The 26,487-nt window shown below is 29.5% G+C and carries 23 protein-coding genes; 12 read left to right on the top strand and 11 right to left on the bottom strand.

Features of this window, described 5'->3' with window-relative positions:
- Positions 1 to 6 precede the first annotated feature (6 nt).
- Entirely contained in the window at positions 7 to 549 is a 543-nt protein-coding gene (locus MHL31_RS15225) for a sigma-70 family RNA polymerase sigma factor (protein ID WP_240228913.1), read from the top strand.
- Between the two features lies 1 nt (position 550).
- On the opposite strand, the gene MHL31_RS15220 is transcribed toward MHL31_RS15225, so the two are convergent.
- Positions 551 to 949, bottom strand: coding sequence for a hypothetical protein (locus MHL31_RS15220; RefSeq protein ID WP_240226834.1), 399 nt, complete (start codon positions 947 to 949; stop codon positions 551 to 553).
- A 116-nt stretch (positions 950 to 1,065) separates the two neighbouring features.
- Here MHL31_RS15220 and MHL31_RS15215 point away from each other — a divergent pair, with 116 nt between their 5' ends.
- The gene (locus MHL31_RS15215) at positions 1,066 to 1,509 is read left to right on the top strand and encodes an Lrp/AsnC family transcriptional regulator (RefSeq protein WP_240226833.1); all 444 of its coding nucleotides are present in this window, start codon (positions 1,066 to 1,068) and stop codon (positions 1,507 to 1,509) included.
- Positions 1,510 to 1,525: 16 nt separating this feature from the next.
- On the opposite strand, the gene recQ is transcribed toward MHL31_RS15215, so the two are convergent.
- Complete coding sequence (recQ, locus tag MHL31_RS15210; protein ID WP_240226832.1) at positions 1,526 to 3,640, bottom strand: DNA helicase RecQ; 2,115 nt, start codon at positions 3,638 to 3,640, stop codon at positions 1,526 to 1,528.
- Positions 3,641 to 3,894: 254 nt separating this feature from the next.
- Between recQ and MHL31_RS15205 the strand changes: the two genes are divergently transcribed.
- The 5 genes from MHL31_RS15205 (at position 3,895) to MHL31_RS16275 (ending at position 10,726) form a co-directional block, all read left to right on the top strand.
- Positions 3,895 to 4,164, top strand: a complete 270-nt coding sequence (locus MHL31_RS15205; protein WP_240226831.1) for a hypothetical protein — start codon at positions 3,895 to 3,897, stop codon at positions 4,162 to 4,164.
- Positions 4,165 to 4,237: 73 nt separating this feature from the next.
- Positions 4,238 to 5,635: an amidase gene (locus MHL31_RS15200; RefSeq protein WP_240226830.1), complete on the top strand. Its 1,398-nt coding sequence runs from the start codon at positions 4,238 to 4,240 to the stop codon at positions 5,633 to 5,635.
- Positions 5,635 to 8,961 carry a bifunctional amidotransferase subunit GatB/aspartate--tRNA ligase AspS gene (gatB/aspS, locus tag MHL31_RS15195; RefSeq protein ID WP_240226829.1) on the top strand — a complete coding sequence of 1,109 codons (3,327 nt, stop codon included), beginning with the start codon at positions 5,635 to 5,637 and terminating at the stop codon, positions 8,959 to 8,961. Before MHL31_RS15200 ends, gatB/aspS begins: the two co-directional genes overlap by 1 nt.
- Before the next feature lie 207 nt (positions 8,962 to 9,168).
- Positions 9,169 to 10,635, top strand: a complete 1,467-nt coding sequence (locus MHL31_RS15190; protein WP_240226828.1) for an NAD(P)/FAD-dependent oxidoreductase — start codon at positions 9,169 to 9,171, stop codon at positions 10,633 to 10,635.
- Complete coding sequence (locus MHL31_RS16275) at positions 10,604 to 10,726, top strand: hypothetical protein (RefSeq protein ID WP_256451649.1); 123 nt, start codon at positions 10,604 to 10,606, stop codon at positions 10,724 to 10,726. Before MHL31_RS15190 ends, MHL31_RS16275 begins: the two co-directional genes overlap by 32 nt.
- 96 nt (positions 10,727 to 10,822) lie before the next feature.
- Here MHL31_RS16275 and MHL31_RS15185 read toward each other — a convergent pair whose 3' ends face one another.
- From MHL31_RS15185 to MHL31_RS15165, 5 genes are all read right to left on the bottom strand, one after another.
- The gene (locus tag MHL31_RS15185; protein WP_240226827.1) at positions 10,823 to 11,062 is read right to left on the bottom strand and encodes a hypothetical protein; all 240 of its coding nucleotides are present in this window, start codon (positions 11,060 to 11,062) and stop codon (positions 10,823 to 10,825) included.
- A 32-nt stretch (positions 11,063 to 11,094) separates the two neighbouring features.
- Positions 11,095 to 11,790, bottom strand: coding sequence for a hypothetical protein (locus MHL31_RS15180; protein ID WP_240226826.1), 696 nt, complete (start codon positions 11,788 to 11,790; stop codon positions 11,095 to 11,097).
- A gap of 695 nt (positions 11,791 to 12,485) precedes the next feature.
- Complete coding sequence (locus tag MHL31_RS15175) at positions 12,486 to 15,146, bottom strand: carboxypeptidase-like regulatory domain-containing protein (RefSeq protein ID WP_240226825.1); 2,661 nt, start codon at positions 15,144 to 15,146, stop codon at positions 12,486 to 12,488.
- A 23-nt stretch (positions 15,147 to 15,169) separates the two neighbouring features.
- Complete coding sequence (locus MHL31_RS15170) at positions 15,170 to 15,895, bottom strand: GLPGLI family protein (protein WP_240226824.1); 726 nt, start codon at positions 15,893 to 15,895, stop codon at positions 15,170 to 15,172.
- A gap of 79 nt (positions 15,896 to 15,974) precedes the next feature.
- Positions 15,975 to 16,241 (bottom strand): hypothetical protein, encoded by a 267-nt coding sequence (locus tag MHL31_RS15165; RefSeq protein WP_240226823.1) that lies wholly within the window; start codon positions 16,239 to 16,241, stop codon positions 15,975 to 15,977.
- Positions 16,242 to 16,739: 498 nt separating this feature from the next.
- Here MHL31_RS15165 and MHL31_RS15160 point away from each other — a divergent pair, with 498 nt between their 5' ends.
- The 5 genes from MHL31_RS15160 (at position 16,740) to MHL31_RS15140 (ending at position 23,891) form a co-directional block, all read left to right on the top strand.
- Positions 16,740 to 17,123, top strand: a complete 384-nt coding sequence (locus tag MHL31_RS15160; RefSeq protein WP_240226822.1) for a DUF423 domain-containing protein — start codon at positions 16,740 to 16,742, stop codon at positions 17,121 to 17,123.
- A gap of 122 nt (positions 17,124 to 17,245) precedes the next feature.
- Positions 17,246 to 19,174 (top strand): CocE/NonD family hydrolase, encoded by a 1,929-nt coding sequence (locus MHL31_RS15155; RefSeq protein WP_240226821.1) that lies wholly within the window; start codon positions 17,246 to 17,248, stop codon positions 19,172 to 19,174.
- A 163-nt stretch (positions 19,175 to 19,337) separates the two neighbouring features.
- Positions 19,338 to 20,471 carry a PQQ-dependent sugar dehydrogenase gene (locus MHL31_RS15150; RefSeq protein WP_240226820.1) on the top strand — a complete coding sequence of 378 codons (1,134 nt, stop codon included), beginning with the start codon at positions 19,338 to 19,340 and terminating at the stop codon, positions 20,469 to 20,471.
- A gap of 10 nt (positions 20,472 to 20,481) precedes the next feature.
- On the top strand, positions 20,482 to 21,459 hold the full coding sequence (locus tag MHL31_RS15145; RefSeq protein WP_240226819.1) for a phosphotransferase: 978 nt from the start codon (positions 20,482 to 20,484) through the stop codon (positions 21,457 to 21,459).
- Positions 21,460 to 21,530: 71 nt separating this feature from the next.
- Complete coding sequence (locus tag MHL31_RS15140; RefSeq protein WP_240226818.1) at positions 21,531 to 23,891, top strand: glycoside hydrolase N-terminal domain-containing protein; 2,361 nt, start codon at positions 21,531 to 21,533, stop codon at positions 23,889 to 23,891.
- Here MHL31_RS15140 and MHL31_RS15135 read toward each other — a convergent pair.
- From MHL31_RS15135 to MHL31_RS15120, 4 genes are read right to left on the bottom strand one after another with little or no spacing between them, the layout of a single operon-like run.
- Complete coding sequence (locus tag MHL31_RS15135) at positions 23,880 to 24,125, bottom strand: cytochrome C oxidase subunit IV family protein (protein WP_240226817.1); 246 nt, start codon at positions 24,123 to 24,125, stop codon at positions 23,880 to 23,882. The two genes, MHL31_RS15140 and MHL31_RS15135, sit on opposite strands and share 12 nt — an antisense overlap.
- Before the next feature lie 4 nt (positions 24,126 to 24,129).
- Positions 24,130 to 24,711 (bottom strand): cytochrome c oxidase subunit 3, encoded by a 582-nt coding sequence (locus MHL31_RS15130; protein WP_240226816.1) that lies wholly within the window; start codon positions 24,709 to 24,711, stop codon positions 24,130 to 24,132.
- Between the two features lie 9 nt (positions 24,712 to 24,720).
- A complete protein-coding gene (locus tag MHL31_RS15125; RefSeq protein WP_240226815.1) occupies positions 24,721 to 25,698 on the bottom strand; it encodes a DUF438 domain-containing protein in 978 nt (325 codons plus the stop codon).
- Entirely contained in the window at positions 25,698 to 26,408 is a 711-nt protein-coding gene (locus MHL31_RS15120; RefSeq protein WP_240226814.1) for a DUF542 domain-containing protein, read from the bottom strand. Before MHL31_RS15120 ends, MHL31_RS15125 begins: the two co-directional genes overlap by 1 nt.
- Positions 26,409 to 26,487: the final 79 nt, after the last annotated feature.

Genomic DNA, 26,487 nt, shown 5'->3' with positions numbered 1-26,487 from the left:
GTTAAAATGACAACAAATCAAGTTTGGAATAATTATTCAACAGATTTAAAGCAATTTATCATCAGCAAAGTAAAAGATACTACTATTGCTGATGATATTTTACAAGATACCTTTATCAAAATTCATACAAAACTTCATACTTTAAAAGATTTAAAAAAGTTAAAATCTTGGACTTTTTCAATAGCTAGAAATTCTATTATGGATTATTATAATTCTCGAAATCTAGTATTTGATTTACCCGAATTAGAAACCGATTTTGAAATTGAAAATCAAAATCATACAGAAAAAGATTGTTTACAAGGAATATTAAAAACGCTTCCAAAAAAATATAGAGATCCTTTATTTTTATCAGACATTAAAGGAGTTAAGCAAACTGAAATTTCTAAAATTTTAAACCTTCCTTTACCAACAGTAAAATCTCAAGTTCAAAGAGCTAGAAAATTAATTGCACAAGGTTTTATGGATTGTTGTGGTTATATTATTAATGATAAAGGCGTACTACAAGGAGAATTAAAAGATAAAAAAGATTGTAAAATTTGTAATCATTAAATTACAACAAAGATTTTACATAACGTTTATGCATTCTTTTTAACAAAATTAGCTCTTTTCTCAATAACCTAACAAAATCATTTCCCTGTATTTTAGTATTTTCTAACTTTACACAATTGCTGTATAAATTATCTATAAAATACTGAAGAGATTTTGCGTATTTCAACTTCAATTTTGGATTTTCTTGAATTTCGGTTTCAGCAATTTTAGGTACCAAACCCAAAGAATCCATCACCAAAATATTAGCATATCTATCTGAAGCTGATTTAGATAAATACATTTTACTTATAGTTTTATCATTTGTAACATAAGCAGCAATACTTCGTGTTAAACGAAAAATATCTAACGATTTTTGATAGAATGTAGATTCATTTAAATTATGTCCTGTATTATTTTGCATACAACTAATAAGTTCTTTCAAATTTAACAAGATTTCCAATATTATACATTTAAATTTTAAAGTTAAATAAAAGTTTTAATTTAAATTTTAATATTTTTACTATAAATTCTTTAATTATGAAATTAGATAATATAAACTGGAAAATCTTAAAATATTTACAGCAAAATTCACGCCAGTCTAATACTGAAATTGCTAAAAAAGTAGGTATTACTTCACCTGCTGTAGCTGAAAGAATTAGAAAAATGGAAGATGCAGGTGTAATTGAAGGTTATTTTGCTAAAATTTCACATACAGAAACTAGTCACCAACTAAAGGCTATAATTACTTTAAGAGCATTTATGGGTCGCTTAAAACCATTTTTAGAAACTGTAAAAACGTTTGATGAAGTTGTAAACTGTTATAGAATTACTGGTAATGAAAATATTATTATGGAAGTTGTATTAAAAAACCAACAACACCTAGAACAATTAATTGACAGACTTATTACCTATGGAGAAACAAGAACACATATAGTACTTTCAAATATTGTTAATAACAATCCTATTTTAAAGAAAGTATAAAAATTAAAGATTAAACTTATCCTTCTGTATCAATAATTGTAAGTGCTAAACGAATTTTAAAATAAGGAATTTCAGTATTAAAATGCTCAAAATAAGGTTTTAAAGCAAATGGACTTTCTAATATATCTTTTGCTTTTCTTACTTTCTCCACTTCTTCTTTCGTTACAAAATCATAAATTTCAATATCTTTTCCTTCTGTATATAATACGGCTAAATGAGAAAAAATTGTAGTTGATTTTAAATTCCGTTTTTCAGCAATTTCATCAATTGTTAAACCTTCTTTATACAAATCATAAGTTATTTTATGCGTATCCTTTTTTTTACGAGTTTTAATTTTTTCATTTGAAAAAGCTACAATTTCAGCAATAAAATCTTCTCCATAAACTTCTAATTTACGCTGCCCTACTCCACTAATATCTAAAAAATCAGCTTCACTCATCGGTCTTGCACGTTCCATTTCTTTTAAAGTAGCATCATTAAAAACCAAATATGCTGGAATTTTTTCAGCCAAAGCAATTTCTTGACGCAGCTTTCTAAGTCTTTCAAATAAACTATCCTTAGCCACTTTTTTAGTTCTTGTTGTTTTTTCAACAACTGGTTTTTCTGTAAATTCAACTGGCTTAGTTAAATTCACTTTTTTATTTTCAAACAACACTTTTTTTGAAAAATAAGTAAGTTGTAAAGCGTTATTTTTATGAAAAGCAATTTCACAATACCCTTGATTAATTAGCTGAATTAAATATTGTTGCCAATCTCTCCAAGAAATTTCTTTACCAACTCCGTGCGATTTTAACGTATTATATCCTTTTTCTAAAATAGTAGCATTTTGTGCGCCTCTTAAAACATCTATTACAGTTCCAATGGCTTCACTTTCTTTTAAGCGTGTAATTACAGACAATGCTTTTTGGGCAATAATTGTTCCATCAAAAATTTTGGGCGGATTTTTACAAACATCACAATTTCCACAATTATCGGCCAACAATTCACCAAAATAACTCAGTAATATTTTTCTTCGGCAGGTTGTAGCTTCAGAAAACTGTTTCATTCTATCTAATTTAGCTGCTTGTACTTCTTCATTTGAAGCTCCGCTTATAAATTTCCGTAGTTGAATTACATCTGCATAACTATGAAATAACAAAGCATGAGCTTTTAAGCCATCACGTCCGCCACGTCCAATTTCTTGATAATAACCTTCAATATTTTTAGGCATATTATAGTGTATTACCCAACGTACATTAGATTTGTCAATTCCCATTCCAAATGCAATAGTAGCACATACAACTTGGGTTTTATCGTAAATAAAATCTTCTTGTGTTTTTGTACGTTCTTCAAAACTTAAACCTGCGTGGTATGCTGTAGCATTAATCCCATTTAATTTTAACTTATCGGCAATTTGTTGTGTTGATTTTCTGCTCAAACAATAAATAATTCCCGATTCTTTTGGTTGTTTTTTTATAAATTTAATTATCTGTGAAATTCTATCATTTGCAGGCCGCACCTCCAATTCAATATTTTTTCTATCAAAAGATGCGATAAATTGTGTTGCTTTTGAAATATTTAATTGCTCTATAATATCTGCTCTTGTAGCTTTGTCTGCGGTTGCTGTTAACGCAATAATTGGTGTATTGGGCAATGTATTTTTTAAAAATCCAAGCTGTTGGTACGAAGGCCTAAAATCGTGCCCCCAAGACGAAATACAGTGCGCTTCATCAATTGCAATACAACTTATAAATTCTTCATTTAAAATATTTTCTAGATACGATAAACTCTCTGGAGCAACATATAGAAGCTTTAACTCTTTTCTATAAATTTTCTCAAAAATCTCAGTTTGTTCTTCTGTTTCCTGACTGCTATTATAAAAATCCGCTTCAATTCCATTTGCTTTTAAACCGTCTACTTGATCTTTCATTAAAGCGATTAAAGGAGAAATCACCAAAGTTAATCCATCAAATAATAAAGCAGGTAATTGAAAGCAAATAGACTTCCCTCCTCCTGTTGGCATAATTACCAAATTATCGTTTTTTTCAAGTACAGATTCTATAATTTGCTGTTGTTGATCACGAAACGAATCGTATCCAAAATACTTTTTTAACGTAGGAATTAGTTTTTTTTGAGATTCTTTTAAAGTCATTTAACAAATTTTCCACAAAAATACATTTAATTAACAAATTAGAAGAAATTGAAATTACCAATGCTATTTGTAATATTATTTCAATATATTCTAAAGATTGTAAGTTTCATTTACAATATGTTAATTTTTTCATCAGATAGTTTAATTCATAAGGCTTAAACGTCAACTTCTTATAAAAAAAAGTATGATTCCCTCGTAAAACTTTTGTAATTTGGTCGGCTTAAAGTTAGACTTACAAAATAAATTAAAAAAAGATGAGTAAAATAATGACAGTCGACATATTGTCGAGTATTAAAGGAGCACAACCATCTGAGGCTGTGAACAAATTATTTGATGTAATTAAAAATGCACAACCAACAAATAATAATTCTTTAAATAATGTCAATTATAATTGCGTATCAGTTAATAATTTAAGAGAAGATGTTGTTATTGAAAGTTCGGCTAAAGAGAAACAACTAATTATTGAAAACTTCCCGAATAAAAAAAATGGTTATTTAGTAGTTGCAAAAGTTATTGAAGACTAAAACTAATAACCAATTATGAATTACAAGTTGTAATTTTTAAAATTCAACTATTAACAATTCAACACAAAATTAAATGGATTCTCAAATAAAATATATACACCAACAGTTGGTGTCTAAACAAATTACATGTACTGCTTTGGTACAAGAAAAATTAAGTTTACTTAAAAAAAACACACACAATACCGTAAATTCTTTATTAGAAACATCGGCATTAGAGTTGGCTTCAAAAGTAGATGCTAAAATAAAAAATGGTGAAAAAATAGGTCTTTTAGAAGGTATTCCTTTTGGAGTTAAAGATGTTTATATGTTACAAGGAACGTATACAACAGCTAGTTCAGACTTATTAAAAAAATACAAATCACCTTATACTGCAACAGCCATTCAAAAATTATTAGATGCTGGCGCAATACCTTTAGTAAAAGAAAATTGCGATAGTTTTGGTCACGGTTCTTCTAGTGAAAATACCATTTTTGGAGCGGTTAAAAACGCTGTAAATCCCGAATTGGTTGCTGGTGGATCTAGTGGTGGATCGGCAGTTAATGTAGCTAAAGATTATACTGTATTTTCAATTGGTGGAGATACGGGTGGTTCTATCCGACAACCTGCTGGCTACAATCATATTTATGGTTTAAAACCAACATATGGCCGCATTTCAAGATACGGAATAATGGCATATGCATCGTCTACCGACTGTGTAGGTCCTTTAGCTAAATCTGTTGAAGATATTCGTATTATTTTAAATACAATGAGCGGAAAAGATGTTAAAGACCAAACCTCAATTGTATCTAAAGAAATTGACGAAAAAGCAATTTCAAATACTTCTGTAAAAACAATAGGTTATTTTAAAAATTTTATTGAAAATGATGCAATTGATACTGAAGTAAAAGCTGAATTTTTAGCTTGTATTGAAAAAATTAAAGCAACAGGAGTTAAAGTTAAAGAACTAGATTTCTTTAAATCTGATATTTTAGTGTCAACATATTATACCTTGGCAATGGCAGAAACTGCTTCTAACTTATCGCGTTTAGATGGTACTAATTATGGTAACAGAATAGAATCTGAAAATTTAATTGAATCTTACGCTGTAACCCGTTCCGAAAATTTTTCAGAAGAAACTAAACGTAGAATTGTTGGAGGAAATCAAGTATTATCACAAGGTTTTTCTGATGAAATTTACTTAAAAGGATTGGCGTTAAGAGATCAAATTTCAGAAAACTTTAGTAAGGATTTTAAAGAGGTTGATGTTATTTTATCTCCAGTTACACCAAGTGCTCCACCTAAAATTGGAGAAAGTTTAAAAGATCCGCATGCGATGTATTTATCTGATGTGTATACTGTTGGATTTAGCTTAGGACAATTACCAACTTTAACCGTACCACAAGGAACAGTTACAGGATTGCAAATTACTGCGGCAAAAAATAATGAAGAACTTATATTGAAGTTTGCTAACTTCTTAAAAGAAACTATATAATGGAATTAGAACAATTAAATGCTGCTATTAAAAAGCACGATTTAGAATTGGTTATAGGACTGGAAACACACGTTCGATTAAATACCAAAACCAAGTTGTTTTGTTCTTGTCCAAATCAAGAAATTGAAACACCAAACACTAATATTTGTTCGGTTTGTACAGGACAAATGGGAGTTTTACCTGCCATAAACAAAGAAGCTATTACTAAGGCAATCTATTTTGGAAAAGCGGTAGAATCTTCTTTCGATAATGAAGTAATATCTTGGGACAGAAAACATTACGAATATCCAGACAATCCAAAAAACATACAAATAACGCAATTTCATAATCCTATAATTCCAGACGGACACGTTTCTTGTTATAGAAATGATGGCTCTCAGTTTACTGTAAATTTAACGCAAGTACATATTGAGGAAGATGCTGCAAAATTAGTGCACGAGAAAAAAGTTTCATTGGTAGATTTTAACAAAGCCGGCGTTCCTTTAATAGAAATTGTTACAGAGCCTTGTATAAGAAATATTGAAGACGCTTCAACCTACGCGCAATACATTCAACGTATTGTTCAAAACTTAGGAATTTCTGAAGCAAACTTAGAAAAAGGTGAATTTAAATCTGATGTTTCTGTGTCTTTACGTAAACGAAGAACCTACGATTTAAATCCAAGAACTGAAATCAAAAACTTAAATTCGTTTAAGTTTATGGTAGATGCCTTAAAGGAAGAAATTGAAAAACAACTCAACTATTACGTTGAACATAAAGAGTTTAGACCAGATCAAACAACGGTACTTTGGGATGCAGACTTAAAGCAAACCAAAACAATGCGTAAAAAAGAATTTGAAGCAGATTATCGCTTTATTTCTGAACCAGATTTACCTTTTGTAAGTATTAAAAATGAAATTAAAGCAATTACTGTAGATGCTAGCGCATTGCCTTTTGCAGTTGAAACAGTTTTAATTAAAGGTGGTGTTTTACCGCAAGACGCAAAGTTTTTTACCGCAGATGCTGTCCGTTCTAAAGTATTTATGGACATAAACAAGGTATTAAAAGATCCTTCTTTTGTTGCAAAAACATTGGTTAACAACATTAAACCTGATGATTATAGTGCTATAAATAATATTGAAAGTTTAATAGAAATTTTTCAATTATTTAAAGCTGAAAAAATCACTGCTGTATTAGCTCAAAACGGAATTACGGAGTATTTAAAAGACAGAACTTTTGATTACAATAAGTATTTTGAAGAAAATACCATTTCAGAAGAAAAAATAGAAGAAGCTATTGTTAAAGTTATTACTGAAAATAAAGCAATTGCAAATGATATTAAATCTGGAAACCAAGGAAAAGCTGGTATTTTAGTAGGAAAAGTAATTGCTATTATTGGAAAAGGTGCTTCTGGAAAAGTTATTAGAGAGGGAATTTTAGATAAACTTTCAGCCAAAAGTCAAAAAGCAAAAACCGAAAGTGAGCAGCTAAAAGCTACAAACGAACAGCAAAAAGCGAAAGCTGAAGAAGATACATTTCCTGATATTCCAATCATTATAAAAGATGATTATAGAACACATAAAGCTTCTGAAATTTCAGAAAAAAATATTTCAGAGAAAATTACGCTAGCTGGTTGGGTTGCAAGTGTACGTGATCACGGAGAATTAATGTTTATTGATTTACGAGATTCTAGCCAAGAAATTTTTCAAGTACGTTTAAGTCGTGAATCATTTCCAAATATAGATGAATTGGTGAAGTTAAAACCAGAGTCTGTAATTTCGGTTACAGGTACGGTTGTACAACGTAATGAAGACGATTATAACGCGAGTTTAAGAACTGGAAAAATTGAGTTAGAAACTTCAGAATTAGATATTTTAAATTTATCTAAAACATTGCCTTTTGAAATAAAAAGAGCTGCTAAAACTAGTGAAACTGTTCGTTTTCAATACAAATTTTTAGATCATAGAAATGATGCGGTTAGAAAAGCTATTGTAAACCGTCATAAAGTAATAAAATTACTACGCGATATTTTAGATGAAGAAGAATTTTTAGAAATTGAAACACCAATTTTAACTGCTGGAACCGATGAAGGAGCAAGAGAATTTATTGTTCCGACACGTAAACAACCTGGTTCTTTTTACACCTTACCACAAGCACCTCAGCAATTTAAACAAATGCTAATGGTTAGTGGTTACGAAAAATATTTCCAAATTGCGCGTTGTTTTAGAGATGAAGATTCTAGAGGTGACCGTCAGCCAGAATTTACCCAATTAGATATTGAGATGGCTTATGCAAGTATGCAGCAAATTATTGATTTAAACACCAAAATGTTTAATGAAATAGTGAAGAAAATATATGGTAAAAAATGGATTTTACATCCGTTTGAAGTATTGACTTACAAAGAAGCAATGGACAATTATGGTTGTGATAGGCCAGATTTACGTTATGGCTTAAAAATGCAAGATATTACAAGTATTGTAAAAGATACTACATTTCAAGTATTTAGCAAACCTATTGAACAAGGCGGTATTGTAAAATGTATTAAAGTTTCTGCTAAAGAACAAGGAAACAGCCGTATGTCTAAAGGTCAAATTGAAAACTTAACTGCCATTGCACAACAAAATGGATTAGGTGGATTGGCTTATATTATTGTAAATGAAAACGACTTACAATCGCCAATAATCAAGTTTTTAGGTGCTGAAATTGCTGCCGGAATTATTAATGAAACCAATGCAGAAGTTGGTGATATTGTGTTTTTCTCAGCCGCAGATTACGAAACTGCAAACAAAGCATTAGATGCAGTTAGACAAGAAATGGGTAAAATTTTAGGGTTGATAAACCCAAAAGAATTACGTCCGGCTTGGGTAGTTGATTTTCCAATGTTTGAAAAAACAGATGAAGGAAGATGGACGTTTACACACAACCCATTCTCAATGCCTGCTATTTACGATTTAGAGAAGCATCTAAATGGTAAAGAAGATGAAATTGGAACAATTATCGCCCAACAATACGACCTTATTTTAAATGGTTTTGAAATTGGTGGAGGATCAGTTCGTGCACATAAAGCGGAGATTTTAGAAGCAACTTATAGAAATATGGGTTACAATAAAAACGAAATGATAAAAAGTGTTGGAGCAATGTACAAAGCATTTCAATATGGTGCACCACCACACGGAGGAATTGCTTGGGGAATTGACCGTTTAATGATGATTTTAGAGAAAAAAGCGTCTATTAGAGAAGTGATGGCATTTCCAAAAACAGGAACTAGTGACGATTTATTGTTTGGAGCTCCTTCAAAATTATCTGATAAAAAAGTTGAGGAGCAAAATGTGAGGGTTATAAAATAATTTAACTCTAAAAAAACTGTTTAATTACAGTCATTAAATATATATTTCAACACCACTCAATAAACTAATTTATGAGTGGTGTTTATATTTTTTATGGCAATTACTTTTTAAGATTTATTTCACCATATTAATTAATAGCCTTTTAAAACATTCATAATTTCTAAAAATCTAGTATTTTTACAGAAGCTATAATACGATTCCTTATAAATGACTACTACAAAAAAAGACAACTGGAAAATTTGTAATACCTGTAAAGGTCAAGGAAAAAAAAGGCGAAGAATTCGTAAAAAAGCACTACTAAATTATCAAAAAGCATTAGATACATTTAATAAATCGAGTACAAACAAAACACCTCCTAAACGCCCTCGAGGTCACTTAGAAGTTTGCTCAAAGTGTGGTGGATCTGGTTTAGTTACAGCCACAGAAACTACAATTCCTAAAACAGATACTTATCCGCATATTGCAATAATAGGCGCAGGTATTGGAGGTGTAGCATTAGCAGTTGCCTGTCAACATAGAGGCATTCCATTTACACTATATGAGCGCGATAGTGATTTTAATGCTAGATCTCAAGGGTATGGACTCACATTACAACAAGCAAGCAAAGCAATTGATGGTTTTGGACTTTTCTCTCTAAAAGAAGGTGTGGTTTCTACACGGCACATTGTACATACCACAACTGGAACTATAATTGGTGAATGGGGTATGCGAAAATGGTTGCACGAAAATTCTAAAACAACTCCAAAACGCACTAATATACATATTGCAAGACAATCGCTTCGTTTAAATTTACTGAATCAACTTAACAATAACTCAGTACAATGGAATCATCAACTTATTGCATTAAAAAACAATAGCGATAATTCTATAGATTTAAGCTTTAAAGTTAATGACTCTATTAAAAATACCAAAGCAGATTTAATTGTTGGTGCTGATGGTATTCGAAGTACTGTCCGCAAATTTTTATTTGATGAAGAAACAATGCCACTTCGTTATTTAGGTTGTATTGTAATATTAGGTATTTGTCCTTTAAAAAATATTGAAACAATTAAAAGTGAATTGCTAGATTGCAAAACAGTTTTTCAAACAGCCAATGGAAACGAACGCATTTACGTAATGCCTTTTACTTCAAACACTTTAATGTGGCAATTAAGTTTTCCAATTTCAGAATCAAAAGCAATAAAGTTAAGTGCATTAGGCCCTTCTGCATTAAAAAAAGAAGCATGTAAAAGAACACAATGGCACACGCCTATTCCTGAACTAGTAACAGCTACTTTAGAAACTCAAATTTCTGGTTACCCTGTTTACGATAGAGAATTATTGAAACCAGAGCTATTAGAAAAATCAGGACCTATAACATTAATTGGAGATGCAGCCCACCCAATGAGTCCGTTTAAAGGACAAGGAGCCAATCAGGCTCTGTTAGATGCTTTAAGTTTGGCAAGAAACATAACTACTGGTTGCAGCCCTTATATAAATTGGAAAGAAATTGGAATTAGAAAAAGTGTTTTACAAAATTTTGAAGAAGAAATGCTAAAACGTAGTGCTATAAAAGTGAAAGATTCTGCCAAAGCAGCACAATTTTTACATTCAGATATAGTGCTTCATAAAGGAAATGAACCTAGAGGGCGGTGCGAAAAAAATGTCTATAAAAGAAGTGATGACATTCCCTAAAACTGGAACCAGTGACGATTTACTTTTTGGAGCTCCTTCTATGTTATCAGATAAAAAAGTTGAAAAACAGAATGTGAGGGTTATTAGATAATTAAAAATTATATAGGGAGCTTAAAAGCTCCCTATATTAAATCAAATCATATTTATTTACCGAATTTAACTTATTAGAAAATAGAATGCTTAGTTATTATAGAACATTATTTGCATGCTCATCTCTTTTCTGACTAGGTAAGTTTGCTAAATGTTTTACCAAATAACAGACAGAACCTAATATTGGTAAAAAGATTATTAAAAGCAGCCAAATAAAGTAATTTCTACCTTTTTCGTGTCTGGAAACCAAATAAAGTGAACTGAAAAACAATGAAACAATAACAGCCAACACTGCTATTATTTCAAATGGACCAATCATTAATAGTATTGAATTCATAATTTTTTATATTAAAATTTAGGTTAATATTATTAGCAACACCAAGCTTGAGCCCAAACTGTACCACCCGAAAATGGAATTGCTGAAGGTTCTCCAATTTTTTCACAACCATTAGCATCCCCACTATTAATAGCATCCTGTACTTCATATTCTAAATCTGCTTGAGCAGCAGGTTCGGTCAAACCAACTCCTATACTATAATAAGTATTCCAATAACCGCAAGAAGCTGTTTTATTCGCTAAAGATAATTCTAAATTAATTTTTTTAGAATTATTCGATGTAATTTCTTTCAAAAAAGTTAATAAAATAAATGTCTTAATGTTTTTTAATGACTTTATTTCATTTGATTGGTTTATATATCCTGAAAATTCTGGAGTTACAATATATGCTATATTATTATCGTTCAATGATATCTTATATCTTTCATCTCTTTCCAAAACTATATAACCATCCTTAAATATAACTGTAAAATCAGATAAAGAATGAAATTCCCCATTGAATTTAAATTGCTTTTTTGAGGATGCTTTATAATTAGTTCCCATAGTATTTTTTGTTACTATAATTTCGGTAGCACCTAAATTTTGAAAAAAGGGCGTAACAAAATCAGTTGATTTTTTTAATTCTATTTTTTCTTCTAAATTGAAACTCTTTAATTCAATTTGATTATCATCATTACTACAAGATAATAAAATAATTAGTATAATAATTGTGAAAGTTATTTTTTCCATTTTAATTAAATTAGTTAATAGCGCATAATTGCGCTTTAATATTTTGTTATGTCTTCGAGGAGTATTACTTTCGTTTTACTTCCTCTGTTTGTATTAATTAGCTAGGTCATAGTTAGTTGGTTTTAGGTTAAACATTTTATTAGCGTATTGTGTTCTTAAAATTTTACAAACAGAGGATTTTTCTGTTTAGATAATAAGGATGAGATTCCTGCTTTCGCAGGAATGACAATAAAAATGGAATTTCTGTATTGAATGAAATGAAAAATTTAAATGAGAATTTTATTGGTTTTACATGTTTCATAGTACAACTTTTACTCTTTTTCAAGTTAAATTTATAAAAAAAAAAAAAAAAATTGGCAAGTTAATATTGCTTTATTTCACTAGAAAACAAAATTTTACGGATTCCTTACACTTAAGTAGAAAAAAACCTTACTTAATTGCAAAAGTGTAAGTTTTATTAGGAGTTAGAGTATAAATTTAGGTTATTAATATGTTTAAAAACACTACATTCTGAACTTGATTAGCTACGCTGAATCTTCGATTTCAGAATCGCATCATAAGTGCCACTAATTTATATGAGAACCTCAATCAAGTTCAGGTTGACGGAAACGTCATATTAAGCTTTTCGAAATAGATTAACTAACTAATAAACCAACTTCGACAAGCTCAGTTTGACAAACTAGACATAATTACTACTACAAATTATACCCAATAGAAAACATTACAATTCTTGGTAAAATATAGGTTTTAGAATCTGAAATTATATACGAAGAAAAGCTATTTTGTTGTTTATATTTTACATTAAATAAATTTTGAGCATCTAGTTTAAAACTCCAAGCACTGTCTTCATTTTTATAAGAAAGTGTTGCATTTGCAAGTTGATAGGTGTTTTTTTGATTAAATGTTTTGTTTTCATAATTGTAATTTTCGTATTCAAAAGAAAAAATAAATCCTTCTAAAAAGTCGTAATCAATATTTAAGTATGGTTGGTTCGTAATAAATTTTGAAGTTGAATTACTAGAAGTATAATTACCAATACTTTGCTCAAAACCAGCTTCTATAGTTGGAAATTTATCAAACAAAGTTTTTACGGAAAGGGTATAACTATAATTGTTACTTTTATTGGTTACAAAAGCCTCATTTATATTTTGTAGATATTTGGAAGTTAAAATTCGTGTATCCAAGCCATACTTGAATTTCTTTATTTTTTTATCAATATTTAAATTAAAAGACCAATTTTCTGATGCATTATCTACCATTATTGGAGAAATATATTGATCGGTTTCGTTAAATTGTACTGCATTTTGAAGTCCTTTAACTTTTTTAGTATAATTTATTCCTCCAAACAACATTAAACCTCGGTACAAACTAAAACGGCTGTAATACATTCTTGCAGTATGATACAACTCATTCTCTAAATGTTCGTTTCCTTTGTACACCGAATTATACGACTGTAAATAAAACCGATTTGCCAATTTTGAAGCATCTGAAAAAGCACTTTTTAACTGATAATTTATTTTTATTTTTTTGGAATTACTAAACTTAATTTCTGCTGAAAAATCTGGTAACATTACTATTTTATTATTTTTTTTAGTTTGCTGCTGCTTTAAATTCCAATTATAATTATGCAAAAAAGCACCTTGTTTTAATTCAAAAATACCTGTTTTAAATTTATAATGAACGCCTAAAAATAAATCGTTTAACCTGTAGTCTAAATCGTTTCCAAAACCTGCGGAAGCAAAATTATTTGTAGTTCCATCTTGCAATTTCTGACTATCTTCTGTAAAAAAGGCTTCGTTGCTATATTTATTACCTAAAGTTGTATAAATATGGTTAAAATTATTTAACACCCAATAATGTTTAAAAACACTATGTATTGTAGTGTTTTGTATTTCTTTATGTTGATTTATACTATAATTTCCTGACTCCTCAACAGGAATTAAACCTTGTAAAATAGCATTGTTTGTTCCCCATAGTGTGCTTGGGTTATTTTTATCGAAAGTAACATCTGCAGCAAAAGAAAACGTATGTTTATTCGACATTTTTTGATGCCATTCAATATTCTGATTTAAATAAATTGCTTCCGCATTATTTTCTGAAAATATAGATCTGTCTTCATTTTCAATACGTGAAATAATATTATTACTTTTTAAATTATCGGTTTTTTTAAATTGCGTTTTAAAATACCATTGTTGGTTTGTAGTAGGTGCATATTCTATATTAAATTTCCCAATCCCTAAAATATTTCTACTGTTTGAAGTGTTTTCTTTTTCTTCAGTAAATGCAGTATATTGATTTATATTTTCTGTTAACGTTTTATTTTTTGAATGTGAAAAAATTGCATAGCCAGAAATATCTAATTTACTATTTACAACATTAGTAATATTTAAAGCTCCAAATTTGTTGGAGCTAGTTACCAAATCTTGTGTTTCCATAAAGTTAGCAAAATCGCTTCTTGAAACATTGTAAATGGAACCATCTCCTTTTAAAGCGGCACTAATACCTCCTTGAAAACTCATATAATCTCTAAACGTAAAAGTTTTTTCGCCAGTATTGTTTATATTTCCTATAAAATTTATGTTGGTTTTTGGGCTGTAATAAAATAAATTACTGTGCGTTCTATAAAAATCTTTATTTCCTTTACCCGCCTCTATATCTCCAAAGGCAAATTGTTTTTTATCTTCTTTTAATAGAATGTTCATTGCCATTTCGTCTGTATCAGATACATTTTTTAAAAAAGCAATTTCGTTGTAATTATCTATAACTTGTATTTTATCAACAGCATTTGCAGGTATATTTTCAACTGCCAATTTTGAACCACCACCAAAAAACTTTTTACCTTCTACCAATAAGGTAGTTACTTTTTTACCTTGTACCGTTACACCTCCATTTTTATCTACCTCAACTCCTGGCAATTTTTTAAGTACATTTTTTAGTTTACGTTCTTCGCCTGTTACAAATTTATTTGTATTGTAGGTTATAGTATCTTCTTTAACGGTAACAGGCATTTCAATAATTACCTCTTGCAATTGGTTTGGTGCATCTTTTAAAACAATACTTTTTTGTGAGTTCTCAGTAGCTGTAAACTTAAAACTAGCCGTTTTAAAACCCATATAACTTACAGAAATGGTATAAACCTGATTTTTTGTGAGTTCTAATTTATACAAACCATCGGTATCTGTAATAGCAAATTGTAAATTTTTAGAGACATCAGCTGGTTTTGCTAGTACGTTTGCATAACTTAAAGGGTTTTGTAAACTGTCTTTAACACTACCTTTTAAGGTAATGGTTTGGGCATTTGTAAAAAAAATACCGATTATAAAAAACCCTAAAATAGCACTATATTTTTTAAGCATACACTAAATTCTTTCAAAAATATTTATCTCTTAATAAAGCCCCCCATCATTTCTCTAATTCTTTCTTGATATTTCTCTTCTGTAATAATTTTACCTTTAAATGGTTTAATTATAGGTTTTTCTTTAGGAAACAAAACAATTTCCGTTGCAAAAAAGGTATAATGTGTATCTTTTAACTCCAATACTAACCCAGGTAAACCAACAAATTGTTTCGGCCCAGAGGCTACTGATATTTCTGGAGTATACCAAGCTATTATTTCGAATGTATATACACCCGTTGAGTTTTTATTTGTTACGCTAGAAATCGCTTTGTAGCATAAATAATTATTAATTTTTTTAGTCTCTTGTGTTAGTATCCATTTTATATTTGATGGTTGTGTTTCTACTAATATTTCTCCATCAACTTTTCTCAATTGTATATCTTCATTCAGGTCGCAATAATAGCTGCCGTTACTTATTAATTTACTTGCAATTGACGCTCCTTTTGGTTTTAATCCATTATCCAATTCATCCTTTACGGAGAAAATTGATTTTTTATTTACAAATTCTAATTTAAACTTAACATCAGCAATAAATTCATATAATCCTTTATACATGTCCTTTACATTCTTTTTTGCATTATTTCTCTTAGTAATTTCATTTTTATTTAGTGCGAATTTATAATAAACACTACCATAAATATCTTTGTTTTGTGCAATAATATTTATTATTGGAAAAATAATAAATAGAATTAATGTTATTTTTTTCATTTTAATTATTTTAAATTACAAAACAAAATAAAGAGGAGTTATTGTATTACTCCTCCTTATTTTATTAATTATCGTTTTACTATATATTACCAGCAGCATCAATTTCTTCCCAAGAATATCCCATGCAAAGAGCATATGCCAAATTCATATGATTAAATATTGATTCGTCAGAACCTCCTGCCTCTGCCTCAGATTCTCCAGCATCAAATGCCGCCTCATCACATGAATCTAAAACTTCAGTCTTACTGTCTAATGATAAAACAGTATTTGATTCAACTTTAGAATTTGCATTGACAAAACTTACAGTTGCAAATACAAATACCATACTAAAAATTATTCTTTTCATTTTATTAAAATTTAAATTAATTAATAGCGCGTAATTGCGCTTTATATTTTTTTAATTCTGCGAGGAGTATTACTTTTGCAACACTTTCCTCTGTTTGTATTAATTAGCTAGGTCATAGTTAGTTGGTTTTAGGTTAAACATTTTATTAGCGTATTGTGTTCTTAAAATTTTACAAACAGAGGATTTTTCTGTTTAGATAATAAGGATGAGATTCCTGCCAAAGTTTATCTTGAGCGAAGTCGAAAGGCAGAAATGACAGTTTAAAATAAAATGGAAATTTTATTGGTTTTGCATGTTTCATAGTACAACTTTTACTCTTTTTCAAGTTAAATTTATAAAAAAAAAAAAAAAAATTGGCAAGTTAATATTGCTTTATTTCACTAGAAAACAAAATTTTACGGATTCCTTACACTTAAGTAGAAAAAAACCTTACTATAAATCAGGCTTGCTATTTTTAGATTAATAACTACTTTTACTCAAATTAAACAAACGTATTAAATGCAACAATTCACCTTACTTTTCGCCAGTATTTTCGGAGGTTTAGCAGTTATATTTGGAGCTTTTGGAGCACATGCTTTAAAAAAAATACTGAATACAGACCAATTAAAAAGTTTTGAAACTGGTGTAAAATACCAAATGTACCACGCAATAGTTTTATTAGTAATCGGATTTAATTTCAATTTAGAAACTGCTTCAGAAAAATATATGGTATATAGTTTTATGGCTGGTATTATTTTATTCTCTTTTAGTATTTATGGATTGGTATTATCTTCAGCAAAAAATAAAAAATTACGATTTCTAGGTCCAATTACACCGCTTGGTGGCTTACTATTAGTTTGTGGTTGGTGCTTGTTATTTTATACTATTTTAAATATAAGCTAACAATAAACTTATAATAATTAAGGCTTTATCAAAAAGATTTCCACGGTCCTACCTCCCTCGCAATGACGAATTATAAATGCTATTTTTTTTGTAGATTTACCACTAAATCAACTCTTCCATTAATGAAAAACAACACTTTTAAAGTAATTGCATTAATATTAACAATTACTACACTATTTTCTTGTAAAAACAACAGTACTGAATTTACCCAAGAAAAAACAAATTATGTTCAAGAAAATTACAACAAAATAGAAACTACCATCACTATGCGCGATGGTGCTAAACTATTTACCTCAATTTACACACCAAAAGATACTAGTAAAGCCTACCCTATTTTATTACAACGCACACCTTACAGTACCAGACCTTATGGAGCAAATAAGTTTAAAACACGTATTGCACCAAACGAACATTTAATGAAAGAAGGCAATATTGTGGTATATCAAGATGTGCGTGGACGTTGGATGAGTGAAGGAACCTACGACAATATGCGCGCCTATATTCCAAACAAAAAAGATAGCACTTTTGTTGATGAAAGTTCCGATACGTATGATACTATTGATTGGCTAGTAAAAAATATAGAAAACAACAACGGAAATGTTGGTACTTGGGGAATTAGTTATCCTGGTTTTTATAGTACATATTCAACTATTGATGCGCATCCTGCTTTAAAAGCTGCATCACCACAAGCTAGTATTGCCGATTTTTATTTCGATGATTTTCACCATAATGGTGCTTTTTTATTGAGTTATTTTAGAGCAGTTCCATTGTTTGGAACTCCAAAAGATACACCTACTGATACAGCATGGTACAAAATTCCAGACCTTAAAACAAAAGATCAATATCAGTTTTTTTTAGATGCTGGTCCTTTAAGTAATTTAGATCACTTTTTTGAATATGAAAAATTAGACAATCCTGCATTAAAAAACAGTGAGAACACAAGTGATTTCTTTTGGAATGAACTGAAAGAACATCCAAATTACGATGAAGTTTGGCAAAGTAAAGGTCTTATTCAGCACTTAAAAAATGTAAAAACACACGTAGCAACAATGGTAGTTGGTGGTGCTTTTGATGCTGAAGATCTATACGGTCCTTTAGAAACCTACAAAACCATAGAGAAATACAATAAAGACAATTATAATACTTTAGTTTTTGGACCTTGGAGTCACGGACAATGGGCAAGTACCAAAACTAAAAATAGTGTTGGAAATTATTATTTTGGCGATTCCATCTCTATAAAGTTTCAAGAACAAATTGAAACTAAATTCTTTAACCATTTTTTAAAAGGAAGTGGTAATAAAAATACTGGTTTACCTGAAGCTTATGTGTATGATACTGGAAAAAAAGAATGGAATAGTTATAATGTTTGGCCACCAGAAAATTCTGAAAAAGAAACGTTTTATTTAAGTGATAATCAAGAATTAACTTCTAAAAAAGGAAAAGAAATAGGTATTCAATTTATTAGTAATATTAAAAAACCTGTTCCGTATTCCGAAGATATTAAAACGGTTTTTACACCTAGAAAATATATGACAGATGATCAACGTTTCGCCGCCAGAAGAAGTGATGTTTTAGTGTTTGAAACCGATTTTTTAGATGAAGAAATTACAATTAGCGGAGAAATTTTAGCAAAATTACAAGTAGCAACAACTGGAACAGCTGCCGATTGGATTGTAAAAATTATTGATGTACATCCTTCAGATTCTAAAGAAAATAATAAGGATATGCAAAATCATTTAAAAATGAGCAATTATCATTTAATGGTGCGTAGCGAAGTTATGCGAGGAAAATTTAGAAACAGTTTCACCTATCCAGAACCTTTTATTCCAAACAAAAAAACTGCTGTGAATATTAAATTACAAGATATACATCATACATTTAAAAAAGGGCATAAACTACAAATTCAAGTGCAAAGTACTTGGTTTCCGTTAATTGATTTAAATCCACAAACGTATGTAGATAATATTTTTAAAGCGAAAGAAGAAGATTTTAAAACACAAACACATACTGTTTTTACATCTTCAGCAATTGAGTTTACAGTGTTAAAATAAAAAATTGTATATTATATATTTAAAACATATTTTGTTTTTTTAAAACTAATTGTCAATTCTACATAGATTGGAATCTGTTTTTATAACATGTAGATTCCTGCCGAAGTTTATCTTGAGCGAAGTCGAGAGACTGGAATGACAAGAATACTAAAATTTATATCTTATGAAATATTCTACTTTATTTTTCAGCTTTATAGTAATGCTACTAATTTCTTGTAAAGAAAAACCTTCAGAAAAATTAGCTATGCAAATGGTAAATAACACTCATTCTTCTTTTGAAGTAGAAACCATTGTTAGTGATATGGATATTCCTTGGAGCATGGTTTTTTTACCAGATAATTCTCTATTAATTACAGAATTAAAAGGTGAATTAATTCATTTTAAAAACGGTGTAAAAACTAGTATTAAAAATGTACCAGAAGTTTTTGCTAGAGGTCAAGGTGGTTTATTAGATATTGAATTAGATCCAAATTATAGCAAAAATGGTTGGTTGTATTTATCGTACGCTTCAAACATAGAAAACGATGGTAATGGTGGAAATACAACTATTATGAGAGCAAAATTAAAAGATGGTGCTCTAACTGAAACCAAGGTATTATACAAAGCTACTCCAAACACAAAAAGCGGAACACATTTTGGATCTCGCATAGAATTTGACAAAGATGGTTATTTATATTTTTCAATTGGGGATCGTTATGTTAGAGATGAAAATCCACAACATATTACTAAAGATGCCGGAAAAATTTATAGAATAAACAGTGATGGTACAATTCCAACAGACAACCCTTTTTACAATACAAAAAATGCTAAAAAGGCAATCTATTCTTACGGACATAGAAATCCACAAGGAATGGCATTGCACCCGATAACTGGTGAAATTTGGATACACGAACACGGTCCAAAAGGTGGCGATGAAATAAATATTATAAAAGCTGGTAAAAATTATGGATGGCCAAAAGCGTCTTTTGGGGTTAATTACAGCGGTACAAAATTTACTGATAAAACTTCTATTAAAGGAATGGAAAACCCTATTCACCATTGGACTCCTTCTATTGCGCCAAGCGGAATGACATTTGTTACAAGCGATAAATATCCAAACTGGAAAGGAAATGTACTGGTCGGTTCTTTAAAATTTCAATATATAAGTCGTTGTGTTTTAGAAAACAATAAAGTAGTAAAAGAAGAAAAATTACTAGAAAATATTGGTCGTATACGTTGTGTACGTCAAGCTCCTGATGGTTATATTTACGTGGCTGTCCAAAATTTAGGAATTGTACGTTTAACACCATCACTTTAAAAAATTATTAATGACAGCTTTTCCAGTTTCAGCCTCAACACTTTCTGAAAATCATCTAGGTAAATTTGTAATAGAAAACTATAATTTACCTACAAATAGTACTTGTAAACTATATAGAACAGGTATTAACCATACGTATTTTATCACAACTAATAACACCAAATACGCGTTAAGAGTTTACAGTTATAATTGGCGAACTAAACAAGAAATTAAAGAAGAACTTCAACTTTTAAATGAATTAGCTACTCATAATTTAAGTGTTTCATTTCCTATTAAAAATAAAAAAGGAAACTTAATTCAAGAAATTAATGCTCCTGAAGGTAATCGATTTGTTGTGCTTTTTTCTTTTGCTGAAGGGAAAAAAGTACGATTTATGACTCCTGAAACTTGCTTTAAAATTGGTAAGCTTATTGCTGGTTTTCATAAAGTTACACATAACAAAAATGTAAATCGTATTAATTATACTTCAGAAACATTGGTTCAATTTCCTTACAAATATGCTTGTAATTATTACTCTGAAGCATTGCCTGAAATGAAATTTATTAAAGAACAAGGAAACTTAATTTGTAAACTTTTTAAACAAGCAGATGCAACACAAATTAAAAGTGGAATTGTACATCTAGACATTTGGTATGATAATATGAATATTACAAATGAAAATGAAATTACCATATTTGATTTTGATTTTTGTGGAAATGGTTGGTTACTATTTGACGTGGCATACTTTACAAATCAACTTTTTAATATTGAATTGGATAAAAAAGAATATGAACTTAAATTAAATCATTTTTTAAGTGGATATCAAAGTATTTTAAATCTCACAAAAACAGAATTAAAATTATTACCAAGTGCTGCAACAGCAATACAATTATTTTATTTAGGTGTTCAAGCACAAAGATTTGATTGGTCTAATATATTTTTAACAGAAAATTATTTAAAAATGTATGTTAACCGCATAAAATCTTGGATTAATTATTCTAAACAATAAAGAAAATATCAACAGTTTGTAATATAAAATAGGCTTAATTTATTTATTTTTGAAATTCAAATTTTTTAAATATGAAGCCTCTTTCAAGACTTACATTATTAACTTTTATTTTATTGTTAAACCTTCAAATAAATGGCCAAGAAAAGCAACCTTTAGAACTTTGGTATAACACACCTGCCGTTGATTGGATGACAGAAGCACTACCTATTGGAAATGGTTATATTGGCGCTATGATTTTTGGAGACCCCGCAGAAGAACATATTCAATTTTCTGAAGGAACCTTATGGTCTGGTGGTCCAGATTCTAATCCAGATTACAATTTTGGAATTCAAAAAAATGCTTATAAAAACTTACCCAAAGTTAGAGACTTTCTAAAGGAAGGTGCATATAAAAAAGCGGACTCTTTAGTTAAAAAATCTTTTGTTGGTAAAATAAATAACGGTAAAAAATATACAGCAGAATTTGGAGATTACGGCTCTCAACAAACTATGGGAGATATTTTTGTAAAAGTAGCACATAAAAAGGGTGAAATTACAAATTACAAACGTAGTTTAGATATTAATAAAGCTATAGCTAAAGTACATTTTGAAGTAGATGGCACCACATACAACCGTGAATTTTTTGGAAATTACCCTAAAAACCTAATGGTTTATAACTTTAAAAGTTCTAAGAAAACCAGTTATGAAATTCGATTTAAAACGCCACATGCTTTAGTAAAAGAAAATTTCACTAACAATACTTATAGTTTTCAAGGAAAAGTTCCAGATAACGGAATGGGATTCGAAACTAAATTACATTTTAAAATTACTGAAGGTACAGTAAGTTATAAAAATGGTATAATTTATATAAAAGATGCAAAAGAAGTTACCATTTTACATGCTGCTGCAACTTCCTTTTTATTAAAATACCCTAATTATAGTGGAACAGATTACAAAGCCATCAATACAAAAAATATAGAAAGTGCTGCTTTAATTTCATACAACGATTTAAAAGCTGAACATATAGCAGATTATACCAATTTATTTGATAGAGTTCAATTAAATATAGAAGGAAATTCTTTTCCAGAATTACCTACAGATAAAAGATTAGAAAATTATTATACAAGCCAAAACACTGTTGGAATAGAGGTTTTATACTTTCAATACGCACGTTACTTAATGATTTCTGGAAGTCGCCCAAAAACAATGTCTATGCATTTACAAGGAAAATGGAATAACTCCACAAGTGCTCCTTGGGCCGCAGATTATCATAGTAATATAAATTTACAAATGATTTATTGGCCTGCTGAACTCACAAATTTATCGGAATGTCATGTGCCTTTTTTAAATTATATAGAAAGTCTTGTAGAACCAGGTAAATTAGCTTCAAAAGAATTTTTTGATACCAGAGGTTGGATGGTAAATACTATGTGCAATGCTTTTGGATATACTTCACCAGGATGGGGAATTCCTTGGGGATTTTTTCCAGGTGGAGCTGGATGGTTTTCTCAACATTTATGGGATCATTATGATTTTACTCAAGATTCTGAATTTTTAAAATCAAAAGCATATCCAGTTATGAAAGAAGCTGCTTTATTTTGGATTGATTATTTAACTTTAGATAACCAAGGAAATTTAGTTTCAACTCCTTCATATTCTCCGGAACATGGCGGAATTTCTAATGGAGCATCTATGGATCATCAAATAGCTTGGGATTTACTTAACAACTGTATTAAAGCTGCAAAAGTTTTAAATATTGATGATGATTTTACAAAAAAAGCAAAAGAAGTTAGAGATGCAATTTTAAAACCTAAAATTGGTAGTTGGGGACAATTACAAGAATGGAACGAAGATGTAGATGACCCTAACAGCAAGCACCGCCATATTTCTCACCTATTTGCACTGTATCCTGGAAATCAAATATCTACAACAAACACACCTAAATTAGCAGATGCTGCTAAAGTTACTTTAAACGCAAGAGGTGATAGTGGAACTGGTTGGTCTTTAGGATGGAAAGTTAATTTTTGGGCACGACTAAAAGATGGAAACCGTGCGCATAAATTACTTCAAAATTTATTAAACCCTGTGTATTCAAAAGAAATTAGAATGGCAAATGGAGGTGGTACTTATCAAAACCTATTGTGTGCGCATCCACCATTTCAATTAGATGGGAATATGGGAGGTGCTGCAGGTATGGTTGAAATGCTTTTACAATCTCAAACCGGTACTATAGAATTATTACCTGCCCTACCAGATACTTGGAAACAAGGTGAAGTTAAAGGCTTAAAAACTAGAGGTGGTTTTGAAGTTGATATTGCATGGGGAAAAGGTAAATTAACCAAAGCCACAATTAAAGGAACACCTAACAAAAAGGGTATTTACAGCATTAAAAACGGTAAAACCAAAAAGTTTAAACTTAATAGTAAAGGTTTGTTTGAAATATTAAAGTATTAATCCTAAAATAATAGCAAGAAATAAAATAAATACAAGCACAGTTGTTTTCCAAAACAAATGTGCTTTTTTTAATTCCATAAAATAAAAAGATACACCTAAAAATTTAACAACTGAAATCCCTAAAATAAGCAATGCTGTAGATTTTAAGTTTAAAGTAAAATTTGAAATTAAAGCTGTAGTTATTGTTAATAAAATTAGTGCAAACCAAACTTTTAAAAATATTTTATTTGTCATTATACTAAAAAATTAAATAAATTATTGGAAACAATAACAACCAAATTAAATCGCACATATGCCAAAAAGCAGCACTAGCTTCAAAATCTTCAATAGTGGTAGTTATTTTTTCTTTTTTAATTCCTCTATATACACTCAGTAAAATTACAATTCCCACAATTACATGAATCACATGAAACAAGGTTAACATCCAATAAAATGAAAAAAAAGTATTATAATTCATGGTATAACCTGCATCAATTTTAAAGTAATATTCAACAGATTTTAATATTAAAAATAACAATCCACCTAATAGTGTCAATCTTAAAAATAAAAGTGTGTTTTGAATCTTAGCCTCCTTAAAACTATGTACAGATTTTGCCATAAAAAACCCACTTGTAAGTAAAAAAACTGTATTAATAGCTCCAAAAGTAGAGTTTAATAACAATTGTGAATTATGAAAAACTTCAGGTTCGTCTTTACTATAATAAACCATAGCCACCAATGCCATTCCAAATGTTATTAACTCTAAAAAAACAACTATCCACATAAGAATTCCTCCTGGTGGATAATAAATACTTTTTGAATTTAGTTGTTGTGTTTGCATACTAGTACATTAATCCCAATCTAATAATCTTTTTTGACCTTCTAACTTTTGAATCTCTGTGATATCTTGCGACATTTCAATTACACCTTTATACGTTTTATTGTTATCTCTTATGGCAAAATATCGAATGTGAATAATACGTCCTTTAAAATTGAACCAAAATTCGGCAACATCTTTTGTACCTGCTTTAAATTCTTCTACTATACGCAATACCATATCCACACTTTTTGGTGGATGACAAAACTTAACTTCTCTTCCAATAATTCCTTTACTTCTTGGAAAAACACGGTCATCTCCTCTATTGTAAAAAATAACTTTATCGTTTTCATCAACATAGGTAATATCTACAGGTAAAAAACGCAGTAATAAATTCACTTGCTCTGGAGTCATATATCCTTCATCGTAATGAAATGTATTTTCTAAAGAAAAAGATAATTCTCGTTTTGAAAAATCTTTACTTGGGTGTATATACGCTTCTTTTTCAAGTGCAGGATATGGAGCTGGTTTTTCAGTCAACATCCAACCAATTTCTTCATCACCAACATAAAATTCTTTCCATTCCTCTTCACTTAATAAATCCATTGCATTTGGAAATAAACGCATATCTTCAATAGACATTAATCGTTTAATTCCTTCAATTAAATACGGAATATTTTCTATAATTTTAGCGGTATTTTTCTCAGTATTATACGTATTTAATAAGCGAATTTGATCTCGTAAATTATCATGAAAAGACCACATTCCTTGACTTGGCCCTTCCCAACCATGCTTCTCTAAATATGGAAACAATTGATTTTCTTTTCGAGCAAAACGTTTTTCAATAGTTGATAACTGGTTGAATATATTAAAGTATTTCTGAAAATCGGCTACTGGATCTGCATCATATAACTCTAATAATAAGTTTTGTATTAAGGCGCCTTCTTCGTAATAAACTTTTACAGGATGTCCTTCTGGTAGTTTTTCAACAGTTGGTAAAAATGCATTCATTATTTAATAATATTTAAAGTCTTTGGTATTAATACATTTTTTTCAAAATGCATATATTTATGAACTTCGTGTGCTAGTTGTTTTAGATTTTTATACAGAAATGCGTAAGAATTACATCCGCCTTCTGGTACTTGATAATTAGATGACAAATGAGCTATTTCTTTAAATGAATCGCCAATTAATTTTTGTGCAATTTCATTTCTTTCAATGGCTTTTTGAAAATCTTGCAATACCTCTATAGAAACTTCTTCACCCTTTTCGCTTGTGCTAACAATTTCATTAATTATTGGATATAAACTCATAATTGAGTTTCTAAAAGTTTCATTAATTACCAATTCAACATTTTTGTACAATTCTTTAATTTCAAAAAGCTCTTTATGAGATTCTCCGTGAACATTTGTAACCTTTTCTACATAAGGTGTAATTTCATAAAAAGCATCGCTAATTGTTGTATGATAACCTCCTTTTACTTCATTAATTAAAGTAGGAATATCCAATTCTTCAACATTTACACCTCCTGTAATGCTGTTATTTATAGCTTCTATTTCCTCTTTTAAAACTTCAAATTCTACTCCACTTTCTTTACAAGCTTTTTCTAAAGTGTCTCCACCTCCACAGCAAAAATCTATTTTATATTTACTAAAAACGTGATCAGAACCAAGGTTCTTTGATACTACTTCAGCAACTGTATGTTGTTTTGTTATTTGCATAATCATTGTATTTATGGTACAAATATATAAAATAAAAGACAATTTTATCCTTTTTTATTAAATAATTACAAAACCCTCA

It is taken from the genome of Lutibacter sp. A80 (genome assembly GCF_022429645.1).
Lineage (GTDB): Bacteria > Bacteroidota > Bacteroidia > Flavobacteriales > Flavobacteriaceae > Lutibacter.
This window is presented reverse-complemented; position numbering and strand designations above follow the sequence as displayed.

Bases quoted from the DNA above. Each gene is read 5' to 3' on its own strand.
- MHL31_RS15140 (WP_240226818.1), top strand. From the start codon at position 21,531: ATGAAGCCTCTTTCAAGACTTACATTATTAACTTTTATTTTATTGTTA.
- MHL31_RS15130 (WP_240226816.1), bottom strand. From the start codon at position 24,711: ATGCAAACACAACAACTAAATTCAAAAAGTATTTATTATCCACCAGGA.
- MHL31_RS15175 (WP_240226825.1), bottom strand. From the start codon at position 15,146: ATGCTTAAAAAATATAGTGCTATTTTAGGGTTTTTTATAATCGGTATT.
- MHL31_RS16275 (WP_256451649.1), top strand. From the start codon at position 10,604: ATGTCTATAAAAGAAGTGATGACATTCCCTAAAACTGGAACCAGTGAC.
- recQ (WP_240226832.1), bottom strand. From the start codon at position 3,640: ATGACTTTAAAAGAATCTCAAAAAAAACTAATTCCTACGTTAAAAAAG.
- MHL31_RS15170 (WP_240226824.1), bottom strand. From the start codon at position 15,895: ATGAAAAAAATAACATTAATTCTATTTATTATTTTTCCAATAATAAAT.
- MHL31_RS15220 (WP_240226834.1), bottom strand. From the start codon at position 949: ATGCAAAATAATACAGGACATAATTTAAATGAATCTACATTCTATCAA.
- MHL31_RS15145 (WP_240226819.1), top strand. From the start codon at position 20,482: ATGACAGCTTTTCCAGTTTCAGCCTCAACACTTTCTGAAAATCATCTA.
- MHL31_RS15165 (WP_240226823.1), bottom strand. From the start codon at position 16,241: ATGAAAAGAATAATTTTTAGTATGGTATTTGTATTTGCAACTGTAAGT.
- MHL31_RS15125 (WP_240226815.1), bottom strand. From the start codon at position 25,698: ATGAATGCATTTTTACCAACTGTTGAAAAACTACCAGAAGGACATCCT.
- MHL31_RS15225 (WP_240228913.1), top strand. From the start codon at position 7: ATGACAACAAATCAAGTTTGGAATAATTATTCAACAGATTTAAAGCAA.
- MHL31_RS15190 (WP_240226828.1), top strand. From the start codon at position 9,169: ATGACTACTACAAAAAAAGACAACTGGAAAATTTGTAATACCTGTAAA.
- MHL31_RS15150 (WP_240226820.1), top strand. From the start codon at position 19,338: ATGAAATATTCTACTTTATTTTTCAGCTTTATAGTAATGCTACTAATT.
- MHL31_RS15215 (WP_240226833.1), top strand. From the start codon at position 1,066: ATGAAATTAGATAATATAAACTGGAAAATCTTAAAATATTTACAGCAA.
- gatB/aspS (WP_240226829.1), top strand. From the start codon at position 5,635: ATGGAATTAGAACAATTAAATGCTGCTATTAAAAAGCACGATTTAGAA.
- MHL31_RS15120 (WP_240226814.1), bottom strand. From the start codon at position 26,408: ATGCAAATAACAAAACAACATACAGTTGCTGAAGTAGTATCAAAGAAC.
- MHL31_RS15185 (WP_240226827.1), bottom strand. From the start codon at position 11,062: ATGAATTCAATACTATTAATGATTGGTCCATTTGAAATAATAGCAGTG.
- MHL31_RS15160 (WP_240226822.1), top strand. From the start codon at position 16,740: ATGCAACAATTCACCTTACTTTTCGCCAGTATTTTCGGAGGTTTAGCA.
- MHL31_RS15155 (WP_240226821.1), top strand. From the start codon at position 17,246: ATGAAAAACAACACTTTTAAAGTAATTGCATTAATATTAACAATTACT.
- MHL31_RS15180 (WP_240226826.1), bottom strand. From the start codon at position 11,790: ATGGAAAAAATAACTTTCACAATTATTATACTAATTATTTTATTATCT.
- MHL31_RS15200 (WP_240226830.1), top strand. From the start codon at position 4,238: ATGGATTCTCAAATAAAATATATACACCAACAGTTGGTGTCTAAACAA.
- MHL31_RS15135 (WP_240226817.1), bottom strand. From the start codon at position 24,125: ATGACAAATAAAATATTTTTAAAAGTTTGGTTTGCACTAATTTTATTA.
- MHL31_RS15205 (WP_240226831.1), top strand. From the start codon at position 3,895: ATGAGTAAAATAATGACAGTCGACATATTGTCGAGTATTAAAGGAGCA.